This window comes from Planococcus sp. 1R117A (assembly GCF_051417975.1).
In the GTDB taxonomy this organism is placed as follows: domain Bacteria; phylum Bacillota; class Bacilli; order Bacillales_A; family Planococcaceae; genus Planococcus; species Planococcus shenhongbingii.
The window spans coordinates 150,457-161,795 of record NZ_JBPRLO010000007.1; the positions used below are offsets into that span (position 1 = coordinate 150,457).

Annotated in this window: 10 protein-coding genes; 6 read left to right on the forward strand and 4 right to left on the reverse strand. The window is 44.8% G+C overall.

What is annotated here, in order from left to right:
* Positions 1-23: 23 nt before the first annotated feature.
* Entirely contained in the window at positions 24-1,208 is a 1,185-nt protein-coding gene (locus tag ACSFXN_RS18025; protein WP_437151576.1) for a CDP-glycerol glycerophosphotransferase family protein, read from the forward strand.
* 73 nt (positions 1,209-1,281) lie between these two features.
* On the opposite strand, the gene ACSFXN_RS18030 is transcribed toward ACSFXN_RS18025, so the two are convergent.
* Both ACSFXN_RS18030 and ACSFXN_RS18035 read right to left on the reverse strand, forming a co-directional pair.
* Positions 1,282-2,067 (reverse strand): PAS domain S-box protein, encoded by a 786-nt coding sequence (locus ACSFXN_RS18030; protein WP_437151577.1) that lies wholly within the window; start codon positions 2,065-2,067, stop codon positions 1,282-1,284.
* Between the two features lie 132 nt (positions 2,068-2,199).
* Positions 2,200-2,958, reverse strand: a complete 759-nt coding sequence (locus tag ACSFXN_RS18035) for an SDR family oxidoreductase (protein WP_437151578.1) — start codon at positions 2,956-2,958, stop codon at positions 2,200-2,202.
* A gap of 144 nt (positions 2,959-3,102) precedes the next feature.
* Between ACSFXN_RS18035 and ACSFXN_RS18040 the strand changes: the two genes are divergently transcribed.
* Together ACSFXN_RS18040 and ACSFXN_RS18045 are read left to right on the forward strand one after the other, a co-directional pair.
* Positions 3,103-3,666, forward strand: coding sequence for a TetR-like C-terminal domain-containing protein (locus ACSFXN_RS18040; RefSeq protein ID WP_437151580.1), 564 nt, complete (start codon positions 3,103-3,105; stop codon positions 3,664-3,666).
* Between the two features lie 274 nt (positions 3,667-3,940).
* Complete coding sequence (locus ACSFXN_RS18045) at positions 3,941-4,726, forward strand: TerC family protein (RefSeq protein ID WP_437151581.1); 786 nt, start codon at positions 3,941-3,943, stop codon at positions 4,724-4,726.
* A gap of 134 nt (positions 4,727-4,860) precedes the next feature.
* On the opposite strand, the gene ACSFXN_RS18050 is transcribed toward ACSFXN_RS18045, so the two are convergent.
* Positions 4,861-5,085 (reverse strand): hypothetical protein, encoded by a 225-nt coding sequence (locus ACSFXN_RS18050; protein ID WP_300991455.1) that lies wholly within the window; start codon positions 5,083-5,085, stop codon positions 4,861-4,863.
* 544 nt (positions 5,086-5,629) lie between these two features.
* Between ACSFXN_RS18050 and ACSFXN_RS18055 the strand changes: the two genes are divergently transcribed.
* Together ACSFXN_RS18055 and ACSFXN_RS18060 are read left to right on the forward strand one after the other, a co-directional pair.
* On the forward strand, positions 5,630-6,328 hold the full coding sequence (locus ACSFXN_RS18055; RefSeq protein WP_437151583.1) for a DUF2294 domain-containing protein: 699 nt from the start codon (positions 5,630-5,632) through the stop codon (positions 6,326-6,328).
* 194 nt (positions 6,329-6,522) lie between these two features.
* Positions 6,523-7,989 carry a protein adenylyltransferase SelO gene (locus tag ACSFXN_RS18060; RefSeq protein WP_437151584.1) on the forward strand — a complete coding sequence of 489 codons (1,467 nt, stop codon included), beginning with the start codon at positions 6,523-6,525 and terminating at the stop codon, positions 7,987-7,989.
* Positions 7,990-8,339: 350 nt separating this feature from the next.
* On the opposite strand, the gene ACSFXN_RS18065 is transcribed toward ACSFXN_RS18060, so the two are convergent.
* On the reverse strand, positions 8,340-8,921 hold the full coding sequence (locus ACSFXN_RS18065; RefSeq protein ID WP_437151586.1) for a biotin transporter BioY: 582 nt from the start codon (positions 8,919-8,921) through the stop codon (positions 8,340-8,342).
* Between the two features lie 585 nt (positions 8,922-9,506).
* On the opposite strand from ACSFXN_RS18065, the gene ACSFXN_RS18070 reads away from it, so the two are divergent.
* Positions 9,507-11,132, forward strand: coding sequence for a glycoside hydrolase family 13 protein (locus ACSFXN_RS18070; protein ID WP_437151588.1), 1,626 nt, complete (start codon positions 9,507-9,509; stop codon positions 11,130-11,132).
* Positions 11,133-11,339: the final 207 nt, after the last annotated feature.

Here is an 11,339-nt window from a genome sequence, read left to right on the forward strand (position 1 = left end):
CATCTAAAGAAAAGAGTGAAGTTATGAAGCTGAAGGCGGAAGAGAGAGGGAAAAGGATCTTGGCGCCGTTTAAAATCGCTTTAGCATTTGCCGCTGCAAAATTGCTGAAAAACAAAAGCGGGAAACCAATAGTGCTGGTTGGCGGCAATCTTGGAGAAAAGTATGAAGACAATGCTTCGGTCCTGCATCAATATTTGATCAGGCAATATGCCGATACCATGGAGGTATACTGGCTTTACGATCCAAAAACGAATTATGCGGAAGAACAAGGAATGCGTAATGCAGTGGCCCTCGGCAGCTTCCGGAATTATTTCCTGTTCTTTCAAGCAGATTACTCTTTTCATGGCCATTCGATCCGATATGATATTGCGCCTTCCGCACATAAATTTCTATTCCTAAATACCAAGACGGTCATGACGCATGTCAGCCATGGCATTGAAGGCTTTAAAAAGATTTTAATTCAAAAAGAAGATGTGCCACTTTTGAAGCGAACGGACTTTTTTAATTGCGCGTCCCAGTTTGAAATGCGGATCAAACGGGATGAGTGGAAAATCCCTCAAGAAAAACTGATTGTGACCGGCTTTCCACGGTTTGACCGCTACACCGCCAATCAGCCGGCACCATATGTGAAGAAAGTGCTGGCGATGATGACATGGCGGGAATGGCTGATGGAATCGGATAGCGAAGAATTTGAAAAAAGTGATTACTTTGTGCATACCAGCGAGTTGCTGAAGCACGCTGGAATTCAGGAGCTTCTGGAAAATCAGGATATGCAAGTTACCGTAGCGCTGCATCCATTTATGCAGCGCTTTGAAAGCCATTTCAATGAGGTCACTAGCGAGCGTGTCCATTTTATCGGCTTTGACCAGCTTTCCATTTCACAGGCCATTGAAGAAAATGATATGTTGCTGACCGACATCACCAGTGTCTCTTGGGATTTCCTTTATTTGAACAAGCCGATCATCTTTTATTTATTCGATCAGGAAGATTGGGAAAAGAAACGCGGCATCTATATGGATCTGAATAAGGACTTGTATGGCTATAAAGCCAAAACGGTTGAGGAAGTTTATGAGTTTCTGAAAGAAATCGCTGTTGAAGGCGTCAACTTCAACAAATGGTATAGCATGGCGCCGCAGTTCATCGATTTTTTTGATCACAACAACTGCAAACGGCTGACGGAAAGAGTATTCGGGGAACAGAATCAGTAAAAACAAAACAAGCCGCTGTTTGGATACTTAAACAAAGTATCCAAACAGCGGCTTGTTTCAGGAAGCTATAATTTCAGCTAGTGGCTGGTGATCGGGAAAACTCAATAGCCTTCTGAATGGATGAAAAAGTAAGAAGGTGCGGGCTTGTCCCTTGCGAAGTCCCCAGCTCATGTGCAGCTTTTGGAGAAACTCCCGTAATGTATAATGTCGTGCCCATCAGTTTCAATACATCCCGGATGCTTACTAAGCCTTCTATCGGAAACCCTTCTTCCCAATAAAGTCCGGTGACGTCTATGATGACTTTTTCAACACGCTGTTTTTGGACATACATGCTTAGTTTTGAAATTAATAATTCAAATCGCTGCCGGCTCATATTTCCGATTAATGCGACAGCCGCTACATGGTCTTGCAAAGCTAGAATAGGCAGCATGATTTCTTCGATTTCCAACTCTTTTTCAGTGAGGGCCTGGCGCTGGGAATGCTCAATTGAAACATTGGTTTGTGTGCCGATAAAATAGAGAGCGTCATTTACATGTACCGGTTCAATATTCAGCCGGTTCCAAAAGAGGGTTCCATCTTTGCGGTAATTCTGTAAAGTAACCGTCACGCTTTCTCTTGCTTCAATGGCATCTCTAAGTTTTTTTCGGATTTTGGAAGGGGCTTCTTCACGCTGCAAAAAGCGGCAATTCCGGCCCAAGGCTTCCGACTGCTGGTAGCCGGTCATTTTTTCAAACGTGCGGTTTGTATAAATGATGGGATTGTCTTCTTGGGACGGATCTGTAACAATCGTTGCTACTTTGCTGCCATCCAACATGGCTTCAAGAAGCGTGATTTGTTCTTCGTGACGCAAGTTTTTCATAAGAATTACCTCCAAAAGGTGGTGCTGTACTGGAATGCTTATCTATCGTAGCATAATGCAATAGCCAGGAAAAACCAAAACCTGCCGGAACGGCAGAAATATCGTCCCGACAGGTTTTTTGAAGGATATTTATCAATAAGCGGTCCAGCCGCCGTCAATTGTAATCACTTGGCCATTCACAAAGCTGGCTTCGTCTGATCCGAGGAATACCGCTAATTGTGCAATTTCTTCCGGCTGCCCCACACGCGGATTCAAGGCCATCCCAAGCTGCTGGCGGCTCATGCCCGCTTCGCTGATATTGCTCATTGTGCTGCCGATGTTTGTCATGACAGCGCCTGGCGCAATACCGTTCGTGCGGATATTTTTGTCCGCGTACATAAATGCCGTGTTTTTAGTCAATCCAACAACGGCGTGTTTAGATGCGGTATAGGCAGCCCCTGCACGGGCGCCGTACAAGCCGCCAGCTGAAATGTTATTGACGATGACACCGTGCCCTTGTTCAAGGAAAATTGGAATCGCAAGGCGCATGGCGTGCATGACTGCCGTCGTGTTGACCGCAAAAACACGTTCCCATCGTTCATTTGAAATTTCCCCGACCGGTTCCATGCCATCCATGATTCCCGCATTATTCACCAGAATATCAAGTTTGCCAAAAGCTTGCTTCGTTTCTTCAAAAAGGCGGCTTAAGTCGTCTTCAGAAGTGACATTCGTCTGAACAGCAATGGCTTCAGCTCCTGATTCTTTAAGGGACTCGACAACTGCAGAAGCGCCTTCCAAATTCAAATCGGACACCACGACTTTCGCACCTTCTTTAGCATAGCCTCCAGCAATCGCTTTGCCCATACCTGAAGCGGCACCGGTAACAATCGCCACTTTACCTTCTAATCTCATCCTCATAACCTCCTGTTATTTTATTGAACATCTGTCTATTAAAAAGTATAGTGAAGGAAGAAAACGTTTTCAATAATCAAATAAAACCATACTGTTCAATAAACCACAAAACGTGAAAATCTGTTCAGTAAAAGGAGAATGAAAATGCGAAGCGATTTGCGGGTGATCAAAACCAAACAAGCCTTAGAAGAAGCTTTATTGATTTTGTTGCAGGAGAAGGCCTTGAAATCAATTTCCATCACGGAAATCTGCCGATTGGCAAAAATCAACCGGGGCACATTTTATCTGCATTATGGCCAGATAGAAGATTTGTTTGAAGATTATTATAAGGAAATCATGAAAGACTTAACGGATTCCTATCAAGAACCTTACCGTCACACAAAAATTTTAAATCCCCGAGAACTGAATCCGTCGACTATCCGCATTTTTCATCATATTGAAAAGTACAAACGGTTTTACCGGATTGTATTTTCCAAAACGGTGCCGATGTCTTATTACTACCTCTTATTCGATCAAGTCCGTGATTTGCTGAGAAAAGACATGGACCTGGCTTTAAAGCCGGAAATAGATTCCGCTATGCTGAGCGCTTATCAGGCAAATGCCATTCTCGGCATGGCCATTGAGTGGAGCAGAACGGATTTCCGGCAAAAAGCAGAAGAGTTGAATCAGCAGCTGGTATACATTTTGAATATCAATTTGGCTAACTAATCGATTGCTTGATGCCATTTGTTAATAAAAAAGTTGTGGCATTCGGTACCTATCATTTTTGTTCAAGCAGGATAGATGTTATACTAGCATTACAACTCAATAGACTTTGACTTTATGTCAAGGGGGAGTAGCTGTAGGGAAACCTATTTCACAGTCGTCAATACATGGTTCGTAGCCATCGGTTGTGATAGCAAACAAGTTTGCTTAGCGAGACCTTTGCCTTTTATTAGGCGAAGGTCTTTTTTGCTGGCAAAAATTAGAAGGAGGATGAAAGATGGAAGCAATTTTATTGGAGTACGCATGGGTCCTGTTGGTTTTAATCGGTTTGGAAGGGCTCTTGGCTGCGGATAACGCGGTTGTTATGGCCGTCATGGTCAAGCACTTGCCGAAAGAACAGCAGAAAAAAGCATTATTTTACGGGTTAGCTGGAGCATTTGTGTTCCGTTTTGCGGCATTGTTCATGATTACGTTGCTGGTGAACATTTGGCAGATCCAGGCACTAGGAGCTGCGTATCTATTGTTTATCTCAGCTAAGCACATTTACGATCAGCGAAAAGGCGATAGCGATCACATCCTTGACGTTGAAAAAGCACCGAAAAAAGGTTCAGGTTTCTGGATGACAGTGTTTAAAATTGAAATGGCGGATATCGCGTTTGCGATTGATTCGATGCTTGCGGCGGTCGCACTTGCTGTCACGCTGCCGCATTTGAATGTATTCGGAATGGACACTATCGGAGGCATCAACTCCGGACAATTCTTCGTCATGCTTGCCGGTGGATTGATCGGTGTCATCATCATGCGATTTGCTGCCCATAAATTCGTTAAGCTCTTGGAAACCTATCCACAGCTGGAAACAGCAGCATTTCTTATCGTCGGATGGGTAGGGGTCAAATTATTGGTGATGACTTTATCTCACGAAAAATTAGGCATCTTGCCGCACGATTTCCCGCATTCAACACCGTGGACCATCGTATTTTGGACGGTATTAATCGGAATTGTGGTCGTTGGTGCGTTGCTTGGAGTTAAAAAGAAAAAAGAGGCGGAAGCCGAAAGTAAATAATGGCATAAGAAAAGGAGTCTGCTTGAAACTAAGCAGGCTCCTTTTTGTGTGTTACGAAAGGTTTTACTCTTTATCCGATGGGCATAGAAAAGAATAGGCGTTTTACTAAAATTAACGAAACGGACTTTTCTGTTCTAATGCGCGGGATTGATGAAAATTTCCTCATGAGTGGCCAACTGCTGCACAGAAGTGCAGTGTGGACAGATGGTGTAACCTTTTTGTGTTTGAAGCGATTCAATGTAAGCGAGACAATCTTTGAATTCCCGTTTTTCAATCGGTGTTGTCGTGAACCCGCACCGGTCTCCGGCAAAGACTCTTTGGTGAATGGTTTTTGTCGCGTGATCAATCAAATATTTCACTTCCTGCACTCCTTTCTATAAGAAAAGGCAAGGTTTTCCACAAACATCTTATCTTTAGCTTACTTAATAGTAGAAAGAATGAGTAGTGTCTAACAGTCTATTTTTATTAGAAAAATCAGATTTCTTTCTAAAGAAAAAGCTTAAAATAAAAGCTTTAATAGGTATTTTTAGCTAATTTCGTTCTGAATCATTAAAATTTGCTGCATATTGGTGAACGTCCAGGATCAGTTAATGAAAGGATCGGATTCGATGCCAAGAGATTATGGTGGACATTGAAAAGGAATTGGTCAAAAATAGAGCCACCAAAGAATTGAGGCTGGCAAAGTGTTCTTGAATGCCGGATGCTGAATTCTGTTGATCTTGAAACTATTTTAAAAAAGCCTCTGCTGGATGTATTCCTTAACTGGGATTTCGAAGGAGACTGAGGAATAAGAGCCTGTATGCTTGAACTTCATACAAAGTAAGGCATATTAACCCTGAATCTGTTCCTGTATAATGAAACCAAATTAGTAAAATGTGGCTTTCAAGAAAAGGAGGCGTTTAGATGACAAAGGAAAAAACACTTCAATCTGAAATCAGCAGCTATCTGTCCAGCTTGCTGCGCGAGCATTTCGGCAAAGGCCCAACTTCGGTGTTTGTCACGATTGCCATCCCTTTTATCACTATCCATTTTCGCGGCTTTTTGTCGCCAATGGAAAAAGTGCTAATGAAACAAAAGGAAGAACAGCGCATATTGGAGACAAGAGATTTGATGATGAATGATTTGAAACCGGAAATCATCCTTTCACTTAGTAAATATTTGGCGATAGATGTCAAAGAACTTTATGCAGACTGGGACCTTGAAAAAGAAACAGGCCTGATTATTGGCGTACTGGATACAGGTTTGAACAGAGAAACCATCGAGTGGCCGAAAGAGGCAGATGAAAAAGCATTCCAGGAAAAAATAAACGAAGCGAGCAAAAGAGCGGAAAAAGTGCCGGGCAGCACGGATGCTTTTTGGTTGAGTGACCGCACCATCCTTGTGCGGCGTTCAAAGATTTTAGTGCAGATTGAAAAAGAGCTGATCAGGAACGGTTTCGAGGAACAATTGAAATTGGCTAAACGGCCACTTGAACATAGAGTGTTGGAAGAAGCCAGACTGGAAACAGTCCTTAAACGCCAAATCAGCGAGACGTTTTTGGATTGGAACTTTAATGAGGACCTAGGATATATCGTGTTCTTATTAGAACCAAAGAATTCGTGAATGCGTGATCAATTCTTATAGCAGCTTTTTAGATAAGAGGATTGTATGAATGGGAGATAGAAGTTCAAAAAGCCAAGTGCTGAGTCATCCGCCGCTGAAGGGGGTATAGTAAGAAATAGAAGGGTTTCCGACCGGGAGCCTCTTAATAGAACAACCAGCCAAGTTTTTATTTATATAGAAGGAAGGGAGATATTATGACACAACGGAAAGAAAGAACGGAGACCGGGTGGAATTTGGAAAACAGTTATGCCCGCCTCCCAAAAGCATTTTTCACCAACGTAAAACCGCATCCTGTGAAGTCTCCGAAGCTAGCGGCTTTAAATGAACCGTTGGCAGCATCGCTCGGATTGAATATAGAAGAACTGAAAAGCGGAAAAGGCCTGGAAGTACTTGCCGGAAATGAAATTCCGGAAGGCGCGCTGCCGCTTGCGCAAGCTTACGCCGGCCATCAATTTGGTTATTTAACCATGTTGGGCGACGGCCGTGCGGTATTGTTGGGGGAACAAATCACCCCTGCAGGCGAGCGCTATGATATTCAGTTGAAGGGATCCGGACGTACGCCCTACTCGCGAGGAGGCGATGGCCGGGCAGCACTTGGGCCGATGCTCCGCGAATACATCATCAGTGAAGCGATGCATGCACTCGGCATTCCGACCACCCGCAGCTTAGCGGTGGTGGCGACAGGTGAGGAAGTCAGACGCGAAACCAGTCTGCCAGGGGCCATTTTGACCCGTGTTGCGGCAAGCCATCTGCGTTTCGGGACGTTTCAGTATGCAGCAGGAGTGGGCGATATTCAAGCCTTGGCAGATTATGCAATCGAGCGCCATTATGCGGATGTGGATCTTGGAGAAGGCCGTTACCTCGGATTTTTCAGAGCAGTGGCGATGCGCCATGCGTCGCTCGTTGCAAAATGGCAGCTCGCTGGGTTTATCCACGGCGTCATGAATACCGATAATATGACCATCAGCGGCGAAACAATCGATTACGGGCCTTGCGCTTTCATGGACACGTATGACCCGGCAACGGTCTTCAGCTCGATTGACCATCATGGCCGCTATGCTTATGGCAACCAGCCGCAGATTGCGGGCTGGAACTTAGCGCGTTTCGCGGAAACTTTAATTCCTTTATTGCATGAAGAACAGGAAGAAGCGGTAAAGCTGGCACAGCAAGTGCTGTCTGATTACATCAAAACATATTACACCCATTGGCTCTCCGGAATGCGCGCGAAGCTGGGAATTTTCAATGAAGAATCGGCGGATGAAGTGCTTGTTGCGGATCTGCTGAATCTCATGAAGGAATACGATGCAGATTATACCAACACTTTCCGTGCGTTGACGTTTGATCAGCTGAAAGATACAGTGCTGTTCGGCAAGCCGGAGTTTACTGTCTGGACTGAACAATGGCAGGCAAGGCTTACACGGCAGAAACAGTCAAAAGAACAGTCGCATGAGTTGATGCGAAACAGCAACCCGGCAGTGATTCCGCGGAATCACCGGGTGGAGGAAGCGCTGGAAGCCGCAGTGCAAAAAGGCGACTACAGTGTCATGGAACAACTGCTTAAAGTTCTTGCTGATCCATATGCCCATACCGAAGATCAGAAGGATTACAGCACATTGCCTCCGGAGTCACCGGATTCCTACCAGACATTCTGCGGGACATGAAAAAACGGCTAATCCTCAATGGATTAGCCGTTTTGGTTTGATGGGGAATTTCAGCTGCTGTAATCATTTCGTTCCAGGGCAGACGCTTTCCGCGGGGGGCGGCCTGAGCCTCCTCGTTCGCTTCGAAAACCTTGTGCTCCTGCAGCACTGCGCGCTTCGTCGCAAAGACTTGGCCTCACAAACCTCAGCCACAAAACATGTGCTCCTGCGCAAGCTCGTCGCAAAGCTATTGACCGAAATGATTCGGCCTATAGCTTCGCAGCTGGTTGACGGAATATCGGTTAAATGAATAAGTTCTATATACAAACTAAGACGACTAATCCTAAAGGGATTAGCCGTCTTTTCTTTCATTATTTAAACTTCTGAATAATCGGGCGCAGGCGGAATCCAAAGAGGCCGGCAAGCACTGACAGGATCAAGTCTTTTGGAAGCGGTACGGCCATCCATGCCCAAGCCATTTGGTATGTGAAGCCTTCGGGTGCAGCGAACCATAGCTTATAAGCTGCATACATCCAGTTGGTGCCAAATACGTAGTTGACAACAAGGCCAGCAAGCGCTGCCATGACAAAACCGATACGCTTCGGGAATTTATTGGCAATCCAGCCGCTTATTAACGCAATCAGGACAAACGACAAGATAAAGCCGAATGTTGGGCTGATCAAGGTATCCATCCCTCCGGAGAATCCGGCGAACACCGGAACTCCGGCTAGGCCGATAAACGCATAAACAACCATGGAAAAAGCGCCCATCCGGCTGCCAAGCAAAAGGCCGGCAAGGATAGCGAAAAACGTCTGAAGCGTAATTGGTACGCCGCCGATGATCAGGAACGCCGAAATATTCGCCCCGATGGCCATGAGTGCCGCAAACATGGCGATATGTATTAAATGCAAAGTCTTGGAATGATTGGCCGTTCTGGTTGTGGTCGTTGTCATAGTTTCCCTCCATATTTTCAAGCTATTTTCAGTATAATAAGCCTTCGTGTTTGAGTCAACTTATTTTTAATTTAGGTTAACACAAAGAATTCCGTAATATAAGCTGTATCTTTTGTAATAGCCTAAAATCGTTGTAAACTGTAAATAAAATCAAGGTTTCAGGAGCGAAGAACGTGGAACGATGGAAGATTTAAACTGCCTATTTTAATGAGGTAAATGTTCACCAATATGTGCGGGGAATAATCGACAAAGTCCTATCGAATTATGCTATTATGACAGTCGGCGAAATGCGGAAAATCTTAAAGGTAAGAATGATCCCTTCACAGACAAGGAAAGAGAAATTTCGTTAAACCCTTCTTAAACTGTTGTTTTTTTATCACAAAATATTAGTTTAACGTGAATAACTTATTCATCAGCGGGTATGTACTAAAAACTATTAAATTCACTGCTGCCGCTTAAAATTGTTGCTTAGACACTGGCTAGAAAGACAAAACTAAACGGAGGAAACGGGAGCGCGAAACTTGTGTTTGGCCTGCCGGGTTGATCAACTCGGATTGTGTGATCGTTTTTAAAGGAGTCAGCAAGATGAACAGAAAATGGTGGAAAGAGTCGGTTGCTTATCAGGTATACCCGCGCAGTTTCAAAGATTCAAATGGCGATGGCATTGGAGATTTAGCAGGAGTGACCAGCAAGCTCGATTATTTGAAAGAACTTGGAATCGACGTCATCTGGATTTGTCCCATGTACAAATCGCCAAATGATGACAATGGCTATGATATCAGCGATTACCAGGAAATTTTGGAAGAGTACGGGAATATGGAGGATTTTGACCGCCTGCTTGATGAAGTCCACAAGCGCGGCATGAAACTCATCATTGATTTAGTGATCAATCATACAAGCGACGAACATCCCTGGTTTATGGAATCCCGCTCATCAAAAGACAATCCGAAACGGGACTGGTATATTTGGCGGGATGAGCCGACAAATTGGGAAAGTATTTTTGGAGGTCCGGCCTGGGCTTATGACCAACAGACAAAGCAGTATTACTTGCACTTATTTTCCCAAAAGCAGCCCGATTTGAACTGGGAAAACCCGGAGGTGCGCAAAGCATTATACGATATGGTCAATTGGTGGCTTGCCAAAGGAATCGATGGATTCCGAGTGGATGCCATCAGCCACATTAAAAAAGATTTCAGTGACATGCCGGATAACATCGATAGAGCGTATATCCCGGCTTGGGAGAAAATGATGAATGTCAAAGGCATCCAGCCGCTGCTTGCTGAACTGCGCGATGAAACGTTTGCGAAACACGACATCATGACCGTCGGGGAAGCGAATGGCGTAAATGTAGATGATATCGGAGAATGGATCAACGAAGATGACGGCAAATTCAATATGGTATTCCAGTTTGAAGACATGGGATTATGGAGCGCAGATTCAACACACGGCGTTGATGTCCGCAAGCTGAAAGAAATCCGTTCACGCTGGCAAAAAGGTGTAGAAGGCAAGGGCTGGAATGCGCTGTTCATTGAAAATCACGACAAGCCCCGCATGGTATCAACTTGGGGCAACGACCGGCAGTATTGGCGCGAAAGTGCAACGGCATTTGCCTGCATGTATTTCTTCATGCAAGGTACTCCGTTCATTTACCAAGGCCAGGAAATCGGCATGACAAATGCTCCTTTTGAAGAAATTGAACATTACAACGATGTACGAACCCATAATTTGTATTTCTACAAACGCGCAACCGGCATGATGCATGAAGATATCATGACGCTGGTCAAAGCAACCAGCCGTGACCATTCGCGGACGCCGATGCAATGGGACGCGAGCCCATACGGAGGATTTTCAATTGAGCGGTCGTGGCTTGGAGTCAATCCGAACCACAACTGGCTGAATGTCGAAGCACAGAAAAACGATCCGCATTCGGTCCTGTCATTTTATAAACAGATGATTTGGCTGCGGAAGCATATGGATGTGCTGGTGTATGGACGCTACGATCTTGTCGAACTCGGACATGAATCGGTTTTCGCCTATACCCGTGAAGATGAACACGAAAAAGTGCTGGTCGTGACAAACTTGGCACAGCATGCATGCTGGTGGGACGAACCGGAAGACGGAACTTTATTATTAGCAAATTATAAAGAAATTGATCCCAATCAGTTATTCCCTTACGAAGCACGCGTGTATAAAGTGAAACTCAATCAGTGAGGTTTTCCACTGATTGTTAGTTGAACCAATCGGGCTTTTACGGTCAGTGGAGCTTCCGCTTGGAAAAGCGGGAGTCATACTGCCCGTTAAAGCGGGATAAAGTGAAACTCAATCAGTGAGGTTTTCCACTGATTGTTAGTTGAACCAATCGGGCTTTTACGGTCAGTGGAGCTTCCGCTTGGAAAAGCGGGAGTCATACTGCCCGTT